This is a genomic window from Allobosea sp. (genome assembly GCF_017308075.1).
Classification (GTDB): Bacteria; Pseudomonadota; Alphaproteobacteria; order Rhizobiales; family Beijerinckiaceae; genus Allobosea.
This window is the reverse complement of the sequence record NZ_JAFKFX010000055.1, coordinates 22,819-39,256: the sequence shown is the minus strand read 5'-3', so window position 1 is coordinate 39,256 and position 16,438 is coordinate 22,819. Positions and strand designations below refer to the sequence as shown.

At 66.5% G+C, this 16,438-nt stretch carries 16 protein-coding genes; 8 read left to right on the top strand and 8 right to left on the bottom strand.

The features are described 5' to 3' along the window. The 3 genes from J0J10_RS25760 to xth form a co-directional block, all read left to right on the top strand. Positions 1–912, top strand: a 912-nt coding sequence (locus J0J10_RS25760) for an FtsK/SpoIIIE domain-containing protein (RefSeq protein ID WP_291650334.1), incomplete at its 5' end; no start/stop codon positions are given. 208 nt (positions 913–1,120) lie between these two features. Further along, positions 1,121–1,918 (top strand): outer membrane lipoprotein carrier protein LolA, encoded by a 798-nt coding sequence (locus J0J10_RS25755; protein WP_291650332.1) that lies wholly within the window; start codon positions 1,121–1,123, stop codon positions 1,916–1,918. Positions 1,919–2,058: 140 nt separating this feature from the next. Continuing rightward, complete coding sequence (gene xth, locus J0J10_RS25750) at positions 2,059–2,874, top strand: exodeoxyribonuclease III (protein ID WP_291637453.1); 816 nt, start codon at positions 2,059–2,061, stop codon at positions 2,872–2,874. Between the two features lie 31 nt (positions 2,875–2,905). Here xth and J0J10_RS25745 read toward each other — a convergent pair whose 3' ends face one another. Beyond that, positions 2,906–3,370, bottom strand: coding sequence for a cyclic nucleotide-binding domain-containing protein (locus tag J0J10_RS25745; protein WP_291650330.1), 465 nt, complete (start codon positions 3,368–3,370; stop codon positions 2,906–2,908). Positions 3,371–3,374: 4 nt separating this feature from the next. Continuing rightward, on the bottom strand, positions 3,375–4,061 hold the full coding sequence (locus J0J10_RS25740) for a response regulator transcription factor (protein WP_291637456.1): 687 nt from the start codon (positions 4,059–4,061) through the stop codon (positions 3,375–3,377). A gap of 275 nt (positions 4,062–4,336) precedes the next feature. Between J0J10_RS25740 and J0J10_RS25735 the strand changes: the two genes are divergently transcribed. Together J0J10_RS25735 and J0J10_RS25730 are read left to right on the top strand one after the other, a co-directional pair. Next, the gene (locus J0J10_RS25735; RefSeq protein ID WP_291650328.1) at positions 4,337–4,888 is read left to right on the top strand and encodes a L,D-transpeptidase family protein; all 552 of its coding nucleotides are present in this window, start codon (positions 4,337–4,339) and stop codon (positions 4,886–4,888) included. Between the two features lie 308 nt (positions 4,889–5,196). Then, positions 5,197–5,574: a glyoxalase superfamily protein gene (locus tag J0J10_RS25730; protein WP_291650326.1), complete on the top strand. Its 378-nt coding sequence runs from the start codon at positions 5,197–5,199 to the stop codon at positions 5,572–5,574. 55 nt (positions 5,575–5,629) lie between these two features. On the opposite strand, the gene J0J10_RS25725 is transcribed toward J0J10_RS25730, so the two are convergent. Continuing rightward, the gene (locus tag J0J10_RS25725; RefSeq protein WP_291650325.1) at positions 5,630–6,310 is read right to left on the bottom strand and encodes a YggS family pyridoxal phosphate-dependent enzyme; all 681 of its coding nucleotides are present in this window, start codon (positions 6,308–6,310) and stop codon (positions 5,630–5,632) included. Between the two features lie 111 nt (positions 6,311–6,421). Between J0J10_RS25725 and leuS the strand changes: the two genes are divergently transcribed. The 3 genes from leuS to holA are packed head-to-tail and all read left to right on the top strand — an operon-like array spanning position 6,422 to position 10,620. Then, a complete protein-coding gene (gene leuS / locus J0J10_RS25720; protein WP_291650323.1) occupies positions 6,422–9,046 on the top strand; it encodes a leucine--tRNA ligase in 2,625 nt (874 codons plus the stop codon). Next, positions 9,033–9,578 (top strand): LPS assembly lipoprotein LptE, encoded by a 546-nt coding sequence (locus J0J10_RS25715; RefSeq protein ID WP_291650321.1) that lies wholly within the window; start codon positions 9,033–9,035, stop codon positions 9,576–9,578. The genes leuS and J0J10_RS25715 overlap by 14 nt, the downstream gene beginning before the upstream one ends. 16 nt (positions 9,579–9,594) lie before the next feature. After that, positions 9,595–10,620, top strand: coding sequence for a DNA polymerase III subunit delta (gene holA / locus J0J10_RS25710; protein WP_291650319.1), 1,026 nt, complete (start codon positions 9,595–9,597; stop codon positions 10,618–10,620). A 113-nt stretch (positions 10,621–10,733) separates the two neighbouring features. Here the strand turns inward: holA and J0J10_RS25705 are convergent, their stop codons facing one another. The 5 genes from J0J10_RS25705 to mnmE all read right to left on the bottom strand — a co-directional run bounded on the left by J0J10_RS25705 (position 10,734) and on the right by mnmE (position 16,426). Continuing rightward, positions 10,734–11,621: a ParB/RepB/Spo0J family partition protein gene (locus J0J10_RS25705; RefSeq protein WP_291650317.1), complete on the bottom strand. Its 888-nt coding sequence runs from the start codon at positions 11,619–11,621 to the stop codon at positions 10,734–10,736. Positions 11,622–11,656: 35 nt separating this feature from the next. Next, positions 11,657–12,487 carry a ParA family protein gene (locus J0J10_RS25700; RefSeq protein ID WP_291637473.1) on the bottom strand — a complete coding sequence of 277 codons (831 nt, stop codon included), beginning with the start codon at positions 12,485–12,487 and terminating at the stop codon, positions 11,657–11,659. Then, positions 12,484–13,137, bottom strand: a complete 654-nt coding sequence (gene rsmG / locus J0J10_RS25695; RefSeq protein WP_291650314.1) for a 16S rRNA (guanine(527)-N(7))-methyltransferase RsmG — start codon at positions 13,135–13,137, stop codon at positions 12,484–12,486. Before rsmG ends, J0J10_RS25700 begins: the two co-directional genes overlap by 4 nt. Beyond that, positions 13,134–15,026: a tRNA uridine-5-carboxymethylaminomethyl(34) synthesis enzyme MnmG gene (gene mnmG / locus J0J10_RS25690; RefSeq protein ID WP_291650312.1), complete on the bottom strand. Its 1,893-nt coding sequence runs from the start codon at positions 15,024–15,026 to the stop codon at positions 13,134–13,136. Before mnmG ends, rsmG begins: the two co-directional genes overlap by 4 nt. Before the next feature lie 89 nt (positions 15,027–15,115). Further along, positions 15,116–16,426, bottom strand: a complete 1,311-nt coding sequence (gene mnmE / locus J0J10_RS25685) for a tRNA uridine-5-carboxymethylaminomethyl(34) synthesis GTPase MnmE (RefSeq protein WP_291650310.1) — start codon at positions 16,424–16,426, stop codon at positions 15,116–15,118. Positions 16,427–16,438 lie beyond the last annotated feature (12 nt).

Sequence of the window (16,438 nt, the reverse complement as noted above, 5' to 3'; positions counted from 1 at the left end):
GACCCGAAGAAGGCGGTGGTCGCCCTGAAATGGGCGGTGCGCGAGATGGAGGAGCGCTACAAGAAGATGTCGAAGCTCGGTGTGCGCAACATCGACGGCTTCAATGTCCGCGTGGCGGAGGCAGCCGCGGCCGGAGAGGTGATCACCCGCACGGTGCAGACCGGCTTCGACCGCCATACCGGCGAGGCGATCTACGAGGAAGAGGCGATGGCGCTCGAGCCCTTGCCTTATATCGTGGTGATCGTCGACGAGATGGCCGATCTGATGATGGTCGCCGGCAAGGAGATCGAGGGCACGATCCAGCGCCTCGCCCAGATGGCCAGAGCCGCCGGCATCCATGTCGTGCTGGCGACGCAGCGCCCCTCGGTCGATGTCATCACCGGCACGATCAAGGCGAACTTCCCGACGAGGATCTCCTTCCAGGTGACCTCGAAGATCGACAGCCGCACCATCCTCGGCGAGATGGGCGCCGAACAGCTGCTCGGCCAGGGCGACATGCTCTACATGGCCGGCGGCGGGCGGATCACCCGCGTGCACGGACCCTTCGTCTCGGATGCCGAGGTCGAGAAGGTGGTGGCGCATCTGAAGACGCAAGGCCGCCCGGACTATCTCGACGCCGTTCTCGCCGAGGAGGAGGAGGGTGCCGGTGCGGAGGAGGACGGCGCCGTCTTCGACAAGACCGGCATGGGCCAGGCCGAGAGCGAGGATCCCTACGACCAGGCGGTCGCCGTCGTGCTGCGCGACAAGAAGGCCTCGACCTCCTACATCCAGCGCCGCCTGCAGATCGGCTACAACCGCGCCGCCTCGATCATGGAGCGCATGGAGAACGAGGGCATCGTCGGCCCCGCAAACCACGCAGGTAAACGCGAGATCCTGGTGGAGACTTCGCGTGCGCGCGAGGACGAGGATTAGCCCCGCAGCGGCGAAGGCAGAGCATGACCGGCCATTTCCGCCATGTTCCGACCTTGTTCGCGCGAAAGCGGTCCTGAAAATGCCATGAGCAATGTGCAACCTTGCCAGCGACTGCGGCGTTGAGCCCTTGCCGGCAGCCGGCGCCGCCACGATATCCTTAGCAAGCAGTCAAACGGAACCGTACCGTCTCATGAAGCACTCGCTCCCCATGTCAGCTCTCGCAGCCGCCGCCCTGGCGCTCGCGCTGGCGTCGGGGCCTGTCATGTCGCAGCCGCTCGACATCAAGCCGGCAGCCCAGCCGCCGGCGCCGAAGACGAGCCAGCGGGCCATCCCCCTGCCGCCCGCCCGGCCGCCCGGCCTTGGAATGCCGCGGGTCGACGCCGCCGCAGCGCCTGCGCCGGCCGCGGTCGTCGCCGCAACCAACGAGCCGCGCCCGACGCCCGCCGCCAAGCCCTCGCGGCCATCCGCCCCGCTGTCGAAGCCGGAAGCGGTCGAGCGCCTGAACGCCTATTTCAACGGCTTCGCCACCCTGCAGGGCGACTTCATCCAGTTCGCCGCCGATGGCCGCCGCTTCGAGGGCAAGATCTATGTCCAGCGCCCCGGCAAGATGCGCTTCGAATACCGTCCGCCGGTGACGATGGAGGTGATCGCCGACGGCACCTCGGTCGCCATCCGCGACAAGAAGCTGGCGACGCAGGACCTCTATTCGATCGGCCAGACGCCGCTGAAATTCCTGCTCAAGGAGCATATGGACCTGGCGCGGGATTCGACCGTGACCGGCGTCAGCACCAAGGGCGACATCCTCTCGGTCAAGATCGAGGACCGCTCGACGCTCGGCGGCACCTCGAAGATCACCCTGAATTTCGACCTGACCGCCAACGAGCTCAGGCAATGGGTGGTGATCGACCCGCAGGGCTACGAGACCTCGGTCTCGCTCTACAATCTCGACACCCAGCGCCGGCCCGATCAGAAGAATTTCGTGATCAATTACGAGCGCGTGCTCTGAGCCACATCTGACGCCGTTCCGGCCGCAACCCTCGGGCCCGGCCGGCAGGCCGCGCCGGAATGACGCTGCGGCTGCCATGGCGCTTGCATTTCCGCGCGCGGCGACCCAGTTTCCGGCTCCCCGCCGTCCGGATCCTGCGCGTGAAGCTCGACGTCACCACCTGGAACATCAATTCGGTGCGCCTGCGCATCGGCATGGTCACCGAATTTCTCGGGAAGCACAGTCCCGATATCCTCTGCCTGCAGGAGACCAAGACGCCGGACGAGCAGTTCCCGGCCAAGGCCTTCGCCGAAGCCGGCTATGTCCACCAGGCCTTCATCGGCAACAAGGGCTATAACGGCGTCGCCATCGTCTCGAAGCTGCCCTTCTCCGAGACGGAAGCAATGGCGATGTGCGAGCGCAACGACGCCCGCCATATGAGCGTCGTTCTCGACAAGGGCGCCGGAGCGGCCGCCGGCATCGCCATCCATAACTTCTACATCCCGGCCGGGGGCGACATCGCCGATCCCGAGGCCAACCCGAAATTCGCACACAAGCTGCAGTTCCTCGACGCGCTCGGCGCCTGGGGCGTGGCCAGGAACCCGTCGGGACGGCCGAGCATCCTGGTCGGCGACCTCAACATCGCCCCCTACGAGCACGATGTCTGGAGCCACAAGCAGCTCCTCGACGTCGTCAGCCATACTCCGATCGAGACGCAGACCCTGGAGAAGCTGCGCAGCGAGCTCGGCTGGACCGACGCCGCCCGCACGCTGAAACCCGAACCGGAAAAGCTCTACAGCTGGTGGAGCTATCGCGCCGCCGACTGGCAGGCCTCGAATCGCGGCCGCCGGCTCGACCATATCTGGCTCTCGGACGGGCTGAAGCCGACCCTGCGCGATCTCGAATTCCTGCGCGAGGCACGCGGCTGGGAGCGCCCTTCCGACCACGTCCCGGTCACGGTGACGCTGGAGCTCTGACCGGCGCCGCGAACCGCGAGGACGCAGCCGCTCAGCGCCAGTCGATCGCCCGGAGCGACATGCCGACCGAGGCGAGTTCGCCGGTGAACTCCGTCAGCCGTTCCTCGATCGCATGCGCGAGGGCAGCCGCCGAATCCGGCGATTCGGCGAGCACCCGCCGCATCACGCTGCGCGACAGCTTCATCACCTGCGTCGGCTCGCGCGCGATCGCCGTCGCCGGCCGCTCCAGCGCCGCGAACAGAGCGAGCTCGCCGATCAGCGCGCCCGGCCCGGCAATCTCCTCCGCCGGGCGCCCGTCATCCTCGCGGCTGAGCGCGACCGCGCCGGAGACGACGAGAAAAGCGCCGTCCGAGCCCTCGCCACGACGGAACAGCACGTCGCCGGCGCGCAAGCTGCGGCTTTCCGCCGCGAAGGCGACGAGGCGCAGCGCGTCGCGATCCATCAGGCTCAGCAGCGGTTGCCGGGCCAGGAATGCGATGTCGTCGTTGAGGGCCATGATCTCAGGGGTTCAGCCGATAGCCACCGGCATCGGTCACGAGGAGGCGGGCATTGGCGGGGTCGGGCTCGATCTTCTGCCGGAGCCGGTAGATATGCGTCTCCAGCGTATGGGTCGTGACCTGCGAATTATAGCCCCAGACCTCCTGCAGCAGCACCTCGCGCGCGATCGGCTTGCGCCCGGCACGGTAGAGGAAGCGCAGGATCGCGGTTTCCTTCTCGGTCAGCTTGGTCTTCGAGCCCTTGGCGTTGACCAGGAGCTTCGAGCCCGGATGGAAAGTGTAGGGCCCGACCTGAAAGACCGCGTCCTCGCTGGCTTCGTATTGCCGCAGATGGGCCCGGATCCGGGCGAGCAGGACGGCGAACTTGAACGGCTTGACGACGTAATCATTGGCGCCTGCCTCGAGCCCGAGCACAGTGTCGGCGTCCGAGCCCTGGCCGGTCAGCATGATCACCGGGCTCTTGAAGCCATTCTTGCGCATCAGCTTGACCGCCTCGCGCCCGTCCATGTCGGGCAGGCCGACATCCATCACGACGAGGTCGACGCGCTCGGCCTGGACCATCCTGACGCTGCCGGTCGCCGTCTCGGTCGAGGAAACCCGGAACTCGTCATAGAGCGCCAGCTGCTCGGCAAGCGCGTCGCGCAGACTCTGGTCGTCGTCGACGAGCAGGATATGATGCGTGGCTGACATGAGACCGATTCAGCTCGATTGCGTTCGTGCCGACACTAGAGCATGGCAGGAAAAAGTGGGAACCGGTTTTTCACGCAGGCCATTCGCCAAGCCTATGCCGGCGATCACGTTTTTCTCATTTGGCCCGCTTGGCGCAGTCGCGGCGTGGCGCCGGCGCGCGCAAGAGCCGATCGCAAGCGAACTTTCGCGTTCACCCGCCGCTAACCCTCCGACGCGAATCTTGCAGCAACCGGCCCAACAAAGGCGCCGGCAAGCCGTCCAGGACAAGGATCGCCGTGAGCAAAGCTGAAAACCGTGCCGGCGCGAGCCGGTTGACACGGATCATCGTGGTGCGCTCGGTGCGCGATCCGAGCAAGGGTTTCCTGAAGGCCGGCGCAGCGGTCTTTCCCTGCGCGCTCGGCCGCTCCGGCATCAAAGTCGACAAGCGCGAAGGCGATGGCGGCACCCCCAGGGCGAAACTGCCGCTGCGCCGCCTGTTCTTCCGCGGCGATCGGCTGCCGCGCCCCGCGAGCCTCCTGCCGGCGCGCCGGATCGGCCCGCGCGACGCCTGGTGCGACGACATGGCCGACCGGCGCTACAACCGGTTGATCGACCGCCCGCCGGGCGAGGCCGAGGAGCGGCTCGCCCGCGCCGACCATCTCTACGACATCATCGTCGAGCTCGGCTGGAACGACGCACCTGTCAGGCGCGGCCGGGGCAGCGCGATCTTCTGGCACCTGGCCCGGCCCGGCTTCACGCCGACCGCCGGCTGCGTCGCGGTCGAGGGCCATGTCTTCGCCAAGGTCCTGCCACGGCTGGCGCGGGCCTGCACCTTGGTGGTCCGCTAGATCCAGCTGATTTCAGCTGAATCCACCCCCCGTCATCCTGGGCGAAGCGCAGCTTCGTCCCGGGATCCATCATGAGGCGCGGCGCTCTACGATGGATCCCGGAGCTGCGCCGCTGACGCGGCTTGTCCGGGATGACGGAGAACTTTGGAGCAAAATCGTCATTGCCGGATGCTGCTTAGGTGCTTGAGAATCGCCGCGAAGGCAGCGATCATGACGCGGAGCACCGTCTCGACGATCAATCGCGGAGAGGCCGTCCGGCCGGGCAACGTCCCGGACGATCGGGCCACCTCCGGCAGCGAGACCTTGCCATGAACGACAGCTCTCCTCGCCCGATCGGCTTCGGCCGCGTCGCCGCCATGTTTCCCGTCCGGGACATGGAGCGCGCCCACGCCTTCTACGTCGGCGTGCTCGGCTTCACGAAAACCTTCGAGAACGGCCAGCCGGTCGGCTTCATGATCCTGAAGAAGGACGGCGCCGAGATCCATCTGACCCTGCAGAAGGATCACAAGGCCGCGCCCTTCAACATCGCCCACATGATGGTCGCGGACGTCGACGCCTTGCACGAGCTCTGCCGTTCGCACGGCCTGCGCATCGTCAAGGGCCTGCGCAACAAGGATTACGGCTTGCGCGCCTTCGTCTTCGAGGATCCGGACGGCAATCGCATCGATGTCGGCCAGCCGATCTGAGGTCAGCCCTCGGCACTACCAGGCACTACCCAAAACCGTCAGCGATATCAGCTGATTATCCGGTAGTGCCGTAATCGCGCGCGCCGAAGATCGCGCTACCGACGCGCACATGCGTGGCGCCGAGCTGGATCGCCGCCTCGTAATCGGCGCTCATGCCCATGGAGAGGGTCTTGAGCCCGTTGCGGGCCGCGATCTTGGCGAGCAGCGCGAAGTGCGGCGAGGGCGGCTCGTCGGCCGGCGGGATGCACATCAGCCCCTCGATCTCCAGCCCGTAGGTCACCCGGCAGCTCGTCAGGAAGGCGTCCACATCGGCCGGCAGCACGCCACCCTTCTGCGGCTCGGCCCCGGTGTTGACCTGGACGATCAGCCGCGGCGCGCGGCCGCTGCGCGCGATCTCGCGCGACAATTCCTTGGCGAGGCTCTCCCGGTCGAGCGAGTGGATCGCATCGAATAGTGCCACCGCCTCCTTCGCCTTGTTGGACTGCAGCGGCCCGATCATGTGCAACCTTGCCTGCGGGAAGCGCTCGCGCAGCTCCGGCCATTTCGCCTTGGCTTCCTGCACATAGTTCTCGCCGAAATCGATCTGCCCGGCCTCGAGAACCGGCAATATCGCGTCCACCGGCTTGGTCTTGGAGACGGCGATCAGCGTCACATCCTCGGGCTTGCGGCCGAAATCATCCGCGGCTCGCGCGATCGCCGCTCTGGTCTCCTGCAATCCCGTCAGTGCATCCTGCATTGTCTCGCCCCTTGCCCGCATCGCAGCCAAACCGTTCCAAACATTGACCCGGCGCGTCCGATGGTGTCCTAGTCCGGGCGAGTCCGATCACGCAAGAACGACACGATCAGCATGGCCGCCGAACGCTACAACCCGAAGGAAGCCGAGCCGAAATGGCGCAAGGTCTGGGATGAGCGCAAGCTCTTCGAGACCCGCAACGACGATACGCGCCCGGCCTATTACGTCCTCGAGATGTTTCCCTATCCGTCGGGACGCATTCATATGGGCCATGTCCGGAACTACGCGATGGGCGACGTTGTCGCACGCTACAAGCGCGCCAAGGGTTTCGCCGTGCTCCATCCGATGGGATGGGACGCCTTCGGCTTGCCGGCGGAGAACGCCGCCAAGGCCAACAAGGTGCATCCGCGCGAATGGACCTACGCCAATATCGCGACGATGCGCACCCAGCTGCAGTCCATGGGCCTGTCGCTCGACTGGAGCCGCGAGCTCGCCACCTGCGACCCCAGCTATTACCGCCACCAGCAGAAGCTCTTCCTCGATTTCCTGAAGTCCGGGCTGGTCGACCGCAAGACCGCCAAGGTCAACTGGGACCCGGTCGACGAGACCGTGCTCGCCAATGAGCAGGTCATCGACGGCCGCGGCTGGCGCTCGGGCGCCGTCGTCGAGCAGCGCGAGCTGACCCAGTGGTTCTTCAAGATCACCAATTATGCCCAGGAGCTCAATGACGCGCTCGACGGGCTGGAGCGCTGGCCGGACAAGGTCCGTCTGATGCAGAAGAACTGGATCGGCCGCTCCGAGGGGCTGCTGATTCGTTTCGCGCTCGAATCGAACGGGCTCGGCCAGGACGAGCTGGAAATCTACACGACCCGGCCGGACACGCTGTTCGGCGCGAAGTTCATGGCGGTCGCCGCGGACCATCCGCTCGCCAAGGCGGCAGCGCGCGACAACCCCGAGCTGCAGGCCTTCATAACCGAGTGCAAGCGCACCGGCACCGCCCAGGAGGCGATCGACAAGGCCGGCAAGCTCGGCTTCGACACCGGCCTGCGCGCCGTCCATCCCTTTGATTCAAAATGGACTTTGCCGATCTATGTGGCGAACTTCATCCTGATGGAATACGGCACCGGCGCGATCTTCGGCTGCCCGGCGCATGATCAGCGCGACCTCGACTTCGTCAACAAATACGACCTCGGCAATACCCCGGTGGTCTGCCCGGAGGGCGTCGATCCCACGAGCTTCGTGATCACCGACACCGCCTTTACCGACGATGGCCGGATGATCAATTCGCGCTTCCTCGACGGTATGACCATTCCGGAGGCGAAAGAGGAGGTCGCGCGGCGTCTCGAGGCAGAAACCCGCGGCAACCGTCCGGTCGGCCAGCGTAAGGTCAATTTCCGCCTGCGCGACTGGGGCATCTCGCGCCAGCGCTACTGGGGCTGCCCGATCCCGATCATCCACTGTGCCGATTGCGGCACGGTGCCGGTGCCGGAAGAGCAGCTGCCGGTGAAGCTGCCGGATGACATCTCCTTCGACAAGCCGGGCAATCCGCTCGACCATCATCCGAGCTGGAAGCATGTCGCCTGCCCGCAATGCGGCAAGCCGGCGCGCCGCGAAACCGACACGATGGACACCTTCGTCGATTCGTCCTGGTATTTCGCGCGCTTCACCAATCCCTGGCTCGAAACCAGCCCGACCGAGCGCAGCGCGGTCGACCGCTTCCTGCCGATCAACCAGTATATCGGCGGGGTCGAGCACGCGATCCTGCACCTGCTCTATTCGCGCTTCTTCACCCGCGCCATGAAGGCGACCGGCCATGCCGGCGTGGACGAGCCTTTCGACGGCATGTTCACCCAGGGCATGGTCGTGCACGAGACCTATCGGGCGCAGGACGGCGCCTGGGTAGAGCCGGGCGATGTCCGCATCGAGAGCAATGGCAGCGAGCGGCGTGGCTTCCATGTCGACACCGGCGCCCCGATCGAGATCGGCTCGATCGAGAAGATGTCGAAGTCGAAGAAGAACGTCGTCGATCCCGACGACATCATCGCCTCCTACGGCGCCGATACCGCCCGCTGGTTCATGCTCTCCGATTCCCCGCCGGATCGCGACGTGATCTGGAGCGACGAAGGCGTCCAGGGTGCCGCCCGCTTCGTCCAGCGCCTCTGGCGTCTGGTCAGCGAAATCGCCGCGCGCACCGGCAACCGGATCAGCCGCCCTGCCGGCTTCGGCGATGTCGCCACCTTGCTGCGCAAGGCGAGCCACCGGGCCCTGCATGCGGTCGGCGCCGATATCGAGCGGCTCGCCTTCAACCGTTGCGTCGCGCAGGTCTATTCGCTGACCAACGCCATCGCCAAGACGGCCGATGCCGCTGCGGAAAGCGCCGAGCTTCCGGCCGATATCGGCTTCGCCCTGCATGAATCCGCCATGATCGCGACGCAGCTTGTCGCCCCGATGATGCCGCATCTCGCCGAGGAATGCTGGCAGGCGCTGGGCTTGCCGGGCCTCGCCGGCGAAGCAGCCTGGCCGGAAGCGGAAACGGATTTGTTACGCGATGACAGCATCATCCTTCCCGTGCAGATCAACGGCAAGAAGCGGGCGGAGCTGACCGTGGCGGCCGACGCCGATCCGCAGGCGGTCGAAGCGGCTGCGCGCGGCTCCGAGGCCGTTGTCAGGGCGCTGGAAGGCCGGACGATCCGCAAGATCATCGTGGTCCCCGGGAGAATCGTGAATGTCGTCGTCTGAAGCCGGATTCACCCGCCGTCGCGGCCGGCCGCTCGCGCTGGCCGCCGCTCTCACCCTGGCGGCACTCGCCGGCGGTTGTTTCCGGCCGCTCTATGCCGACGGTACGGTGAGCAAGGTCGGCGACAATGTCCGCAATGCCATGCTCAGCATCGAGGTGCCCGAGATCAAGGGCCTGGTCGGCCACTATCTGCGCAACGAACTCGTCTTCGAGCTCGATGGCGGCGGCGCGCCCGATCTGCAGAAGAAGTTCCGCCTCGTCGCCACCACTAGCGAGACGCTCGAGGTCATCACCGTCGACTACGCCAATGGCCGCGCCGATTCGGCGATTCTGGTCGCGACGGCCGACTGGCAATTGCTCCGCAACGGTTCCAACGAGGTTATCGCCTCCGGGCAGAGCGTGGTGCGCGCACCCTATGAACGCTCGACCCAACGTTTCGCCAGCCTGCGGGCCGCGCGCGACGCCCAGATCCGGGCAGCCAAGAATCTGGCCCAGCTGATCCGCGCCCGTATCGCCGCCGACCTGACCGCCTGAAGGCGGCCCGGCCGCCATGGCGACGATCAAGGCCCATGAAGCCGACCGGACGCTGGCGCGGCCGGATCCGGCCTGGCGGCTCTTCCTGTTCTACGGTCCCGATGCCGGGCTCGTCTCGGAGCGCGCGGCCGCGCTGGCGCGGACCAGCGTCGACGATCCGCAGGATGCCTTCCAGCTGGTGCGGATGAGCGGCGACGACATCGCAGCAGATCCGCTCAAACTGGTCGACGAGGCCAACACGATCGGCCTGTTCGGCGGCCGGCGCGCCATCCGCGTTTCCGTGACCTCCAAGCCTCTGCTGGCGGCGGTCGAGCCGTTGCTGGCGACACCCTCCAGGGATGCGGTGGTCATCGTCGAGGCCGGCGACCTGCAGCGTTCCAACCCGCTGCGAACCGCTTGCGAGAAAGCCCGGAGCGCCCTCGCCGTGCCCTGTTATGGCGATGCGGCGCGCGATCTCGGCGGCATCGTCGACGAGATGGTGCGTGGCGCCGGCAAGACCATCGATCGGGCGACGCGCGAGGCGCTGGTCGGGCTGCTCGGCGGCGATCGCCAGACCTCGCGGCAGGAGATCGACAAGCTGATCCTCTATGCCGGCCAGGACACCGGCATCAGCCTCGCCCATGTCGAGGCCGTGGTCGGCGATACCGCGCAGCGGGAACAGGCGAGCGTTGTCGATGCCGTCTTCGCCGGCCGCTTTGCCGGGCTCGATCTGGCACTCGCGAAGCTGACCGGCGAGGGGCTCGACATGGGCGTGCTGCTCGGAGCGGTGCTGCGCCATGCACTCGCCCTGATGAAGGCCCGCTTCGCGCTCGACAGCGGCCGCAGCGCCCGTGATGCGGTTGCCGCCATGCGGCTGCCTTATCCTCGCCTGGCACAGGCCGAAGCGGCCCTCGGCGCCTGGAACGCCGTCAAGCTGAAGGATGCCGTCGCCGTGCTCGGCGCCGCGATGGTCGCGGTGCGTCGCGATGGCGAGATGAGCCGGCCCGTGGCCATGCGGGCGCTCTGGACGCTGACGCGCATGGCGTCCTCCGGCCGCGCCTAGAGCATTCGGCTGAAAAGCGGATTCCGCTATTTGGAAAGATCCGCTGCAAAATCAAGAAGATGGCGCATCTCACCAAGCGAGCCGGAGCCCGCTTCGCTGTAAAAATGCTCTGATCAGGCCTTCAGCCGCCGACACAGCGCATCGAGCTGCTCCAGCGTCTTGTAGGCGATCTTCATCTCGCCGCCGCCATTGGCGCGGTGCTTGATCGCAACGCTCAGGCCCAGCGCCTCTTCCAGAGCCTTCTCGACGGCTCGGGTATCCGGATCCTTCTCCCGCCTTGGCGCTGCGGCAGCATGCGGGACGCTCTTGGTCTCGCCGCGCGCTTCCTCCTGACCGAGCCGCTCGATATCGCGCACCGTCAGTCCCTGTTCGACAATCCGCTTCGCGACCTGTTCCGGGTCCGAAACAGAGAGCAAGGCGCGGGCATGGCCCGCCGAAACTGCGCCTTCGCTGACCATTTGCCGCACCGGCTCCGGCAGCTTGCTGAGCCGCAGCGTATTGGCGACATGGCTGCGGCTCTTGCCGATCACCTTGGCGAGATCGTTCTGGGTATAGTCGAATTCGGCGATCAGGCGCTCATAGCCCGCCGCCTCCTCGATCGCGTTGAGATCGGCGCGCTGCACATTCTCGACGATCGCGATCTCCAGCGCCTCACGGTCATTGGCCTCGACCTGGATGACCGGAACCTCGTGCAGCCCGGCGCGCTGGGCCGCCCGCCAGCGCCGTTCGCCGGCGATGATCTCGTAAGCGTCGAGCATGCCCGGGAAGGCCCGCACGATGATCGGCTGCAGGATGCCGCGCTCCCGCACCGAGGCGGTGAGGTCGTCGAGCTCGGCATCGTCGAAGAGGCGGCGCGGATTGCGGGCGCTCGGCCGCAGGAACTCGACCGGGACCTTGCGCTGGCCCCGCGCCCGCTCCATCGCGCCGATCTCGTCTCCGACATCGCCGATAAGCGCGGCGAGACCACGGCCAAGACGCGAGCGTCCCTGTTCCTCAGCCATCGTCAACCTCTTGAACTTTCTACGTCTTTTCGGATTCAGGCGGCGGCGCGCAGACTGCGCTCGCGCCTGATGACTTCGGAGGCCAGCTTGAGATAAGCCTGCGAACCGGCGCAGCGCAGATCATAGAGAAGCGCGGGCTTGCCATAGGACGGCGCCTCGGACACCCGCACATTGCGCGGGATCACCGTCTCGTAGACCTTGTCGCCAAGGAAGTCGCGGACATCGGCCATGACCTGGCCGGAGAGATTATTGCGCGGGTCGTACATGGTCAGCACCACGCCCTGGATGATCAGGCGCGGATTGAGGCCGGCACGGACCTGCTCGACCGTCTTCAGGAGCTGGCTGAGGCCTTCCAGGGCGAAGAACTCGCATTGCAGCGGCACCAGCACAGCATCTGATGCCGTCATCGCGTTGATCGTGATCAGGCTGAGCGAGGGCGGGCAGTCGATCAGGATATAGGTCAGGTCATTGCAGCGCTGGTCATGCTCGAGCTCGTCGACAGCCTTCTTCAGGCGCTGCACCCGATCCTTCTCGCTGGCGATCTCCAGCTCGACGCCGAGCAGATCGAGCGTCGAGGGCGCAATGAACAGATTGGGAACGGCGGTCGCCTGCATTGCGGCGCCAAGGCCGATATCGCCGCACAGCACGTCATAGGTCGAGGCGCGCCGGCTCTTGCGATCGACGCCAAGCCCGGTCGAGGCGTTGCCCTGCGGGTCGAGATCGATGATCAGCACCTTCTCGCCGATCGCCGCCAGCGCGGTGCCGAGATTGATTGCCGTCGTGGTCTTGCCGACGCCGCCCTTCTGATTGGCGAGGGCCAGAACACGAGGCCGGCCGGAGCTTGGCCGAGGGCCTAGGTCGTTCATGAGTCGGTCCGCTTCTGAGCGTTGCGGATCACCAGGATACGCGCCGCCGAATCCGTAACGGAAGGAAACGTTGATGCCTGAATCTTCCAATATTTAGAAGCCTCGGTCAATTCGGCATCTAGATGTTGTCCCTTCGGAAAGACCCCGATCACACCGGTTCTCAACAGCTCTTTGCACCAGTCGAGCAGGAGCGGCAAAGATGCGAGCGCCCGCGCCGTCACCACATCGACCTTGCCGAGAAATTGCGGCATCGCATCCTCGATCCGGGCTGCATGAACCGTCACCGCTGCGCCGGTGAGCCTGGCCGCATGGCGCAGAAAGGCGCATTTGCGCGCGTTGCTCTCGACCAGATCGATATGTCCGCCAACTTCCGCCAGTCGGATTCCAAGGACCAGACCAGGAAAGCCGCCGCCGGAACCGAGATCGAGCCAGCGCCGGGCCTCGGGCGCATGGTCGAAGAGCTGCAGCGAATCGGCGATGTGCCGGGTCCAGACCTCGTCAAGCGTCGCAGTCGAAACCAGATTCTTGGCACGCTGCCAGCGCTCGAGCTCGGCAACGAGGATGGCGAGGCGCTCCTCTGTTTCACGTGAAACAGGAGTCAAGCTCAAACCGCGCAGACGGTCCGAGTTATCAACTGTACGCACAGTCATGGTTCCGCTGCGGTAACGGTTGCGGACTTTCGTCGCCGCGCATGCGCCGCCAGTAAGGTCAGCGCAGCCGGCGTCATGCCTTCGATCCGGCCGGCCTGCGCCAGATTGGCGGGCTGCGCGGCTTCGAGCTTCGTACGCAACTCATTGGAAAGTCCGGAGATCCCGGCGAGATCGAGATCCTGCGGCAGGCTCAGCGCCTGATCGCGCTGATAGGAATCGATCTCGGCCGACTGCCGGTCGAGATAGACCGCATAGGTCGCGTCGGCGCTGACGCGCATCGTCACATCCTCCGGATAGCCGGCGAGGTCGGGCCAGGCCCTGGCCAGGGCGCCGAACTCGATCCCAGGATAGGAGAGAATCTCGAAAAGGCTGCGCTTGACCCCATCGCGATTGACCTGCAGGCCGGCCGCTGTTGCCTCGGACGGCGTCAACACACGCTGCTTCAGCTGCCCTGTCAGCCCCGCGATCTGCTTCTGGCGCATCTCGAACCTGGCGCGCCGCGTCGCACCGACCAGACCGAGCGCGATTCCGAGCCCGGTCAGGCGCTCATCGGCATTGTCGACCCGCAGCGAGAGCCGGAATTCGGCGCGCGAGGTGAACATCCGATACGGCTCCGTAACGCCGCGCGTCACCAGATCGTCGATCATCACGCCGATATAGGACTGGGACCGGTCGAGCACGATCGGTTCGCTGCCGCCGGCACGCCGGGCAGCGTTGAGACCCGCCACCAGGCCCTGGCCGGCAGCCTCCTCGTAACCTGTCGTGCCGTTGATCTGACCGGCGAGGAAAAGCCCACGGATCGCGCGCGTCTCGAGACCAGCCGTCAGGGCCCGCGGATCGACGAAATCATATTCGATCGCATAGCCCGGCCGCAGCATCCTGGTGCGCTCGAGCCCCGGGATGGTCTTCAGCAGTCCGAGTTGAACGTCCTCGGGCAGCGAGGTCGAGATCCCGTTCGGATAGACCGTCGGATCGTCGAGCCCCTCCGGCTCGAGGAAGACCTGATGGCCGTCGCGGTCGCCGAAGCGGCCGACCTTATCCTCGATCGACGGGCAATAGCGCGGGCCGCGGCCTTCGATCTGCCCGGAGAACATCGGCGCACGATGCAGATTGGCGCGGATCAGCTCATGGGTCGCGAGCGTGGTTCGGGTGATGCCGCAGGCGATCTGCGGCGTGGTGATCGCCGCCGTCAGCGCCGAGAACGGCTCCGGCGGGTTATCGCCGGCCTGCATGTCCAGCGCCCCCCAGTCGATCGTGCGGCCATCGAGCCGCGGCGGCGTCCCGGTCTTCAGGCGGCCCAGCGGGAAGCCGTAGCGCTCCAGGGTGAGCGAAAGCCCGACCGAAGGCGCCTCGTCGACCCGCCCCGCCGCGATCTTCTTCTCGCCGATATGGACAAGGCCGCGCAGGAAGGTGCCAGTGGTCAGTACGACCGTTCCGCAACCGAATCGACGCCCATCGCTGAGCACTACCCCACGAACCTGACCGTCGGCGACATCGAGATCGAAGGCTTCGCCCTCGATCAGATCGAGTCCGGAACAACCGGCGAGCGCCGCCTGCACCGCCTCGCGATAGAGCTTCCGGTCGGCCTGGGCCCGCGGCCCGCGCACCGCCGGGCCCTTGCGCCGGTTGAGCATGCGGAACTGGATGCCGCCCTGGTCGGCACAGCGCGCCATGATGCCGTCGAGCGCGTCGATCTCGCGGACGAGATGGCCTTTGCCGAGCCCGCCGATCGCCGGATTGCAGGACATCACCCCGATGGTGGCGAGCTTGTGGGTGAGCAGGGCCGTGCGCGCGCCGAGCCGAGCGGCCGCGGCGGCGGCTTCCGCCCCGGCATGGCCACCGCCGACGACGATCACGTCGTAATGCGTCGTTCCGATGCTGTCAGACATGCTTCTTCGCTAGCCAAGCCGATCGGCGCGGTCAATGAAAACACCGGTGATCGCGGCCTCGCCATCTGAAATCGCGCATGGTGCGCGATCTATTTGCCGATGCAGAAGCCGGAGAACAGGCTGTCGAGCACGTCCTCGACATCGATCCGCCCGACCAGCCGCTCCAGGGCTCGTGCCGCTAGCCGTAATTCCTCGGCGATCAGTTCGGGCTGACCTTGATCGAGCGCCTCGGCACGGAGGATCGCGGCAACCGCTTCACCGACGGCGATCCGCTGCCTTTCGCGCGTCAGCAGTGCCGGTTCCGGGCTGGCCATTTCACGCAAGCGCGCGCCGATCAGGGCGATCAGTTCGCCCAGCCCGGCACCGCTCTGCGCGGAGACGCCGACCTCGCCCGGAACCTGTCGCCCCGGCAGATCGATCTTGGTGGCGATCGCCAGGCTCGATGCGCCCGCGGGCAATGATACCGGATCCGAATCGATTGCCCGAAGGTTCAGGGTGAGATCGGCATCGGCAACGCGCTGCAGCGCCCGCCGCACGCCCTCCGCTTCGATCTCGTCGGCGCTCTCACGCAGGCCAGCCGTATCGACCAGCAGGACGGGAATGCCGTCGAGATCGAGCCGGACCTCGATCGCATCGCGGGTCGTGCCGGCGATCGGCGAGACGATGGCGACGTCGCGGCGCGCCAGCGCATTGAGCAGGCTCGACTTTCCGGCATTGGGTGGCCCGGCCAGCACGACGACGAAGCCCTCGCGCACCCGCTCGCCGGCCCTGAAGCTGCCCAGCGCGGATTGAAGGCTCGGTAGTACCGTCCGCGCAATGCCGACGGCCTCCGCGATCAGCGGCCCCGAAACATCGCCCTCATCGGCAAAATCGATCTCCGCCTCGAGCAGCATCATCGCCTTGATCAGCGCGGCACGCCATTCGGCCGCGGCGATGCCGAGCGCGCCTTCCATCTGGCGCAGTGCCTGACGGCGCTGCCATTCCGTCTCCGAATCGATCAGATCGGCCAGGCCCTCGACGGCGGCGAGATCGAGCTTTCCGGCCTCGAAGGCACGCCTTGTGAACTCGCCGGGCTCCGCGAGCCGTAGACCGGGCAGGGCGGTGAGAGTCTTCAGCAGCCGCGACAGCACTGCCCGCGAGCCGTGCACCTGGAACTCAGCGACATCCTCGCCGGTGAAGCTCTTAGGCCCCGGAAAGTAGAGCGCGAGCCCCTGATCGATCACCTCGCCATCGCGGTCGCGCAGGGCGGAGAGCGTCGCCAGCCGCGGTCTCGGCAGCGTTCCCAGAATCGTTTCGAGAACGAATCGGACCTGACTGCCCGAGACCCGCACCACGGCGACGCCGGCTCGGCCGGCGGCAGAGGACAGCGCCACGATCGTCGGATAGGCTGCTCCAGTCATACCGTGCTCCTC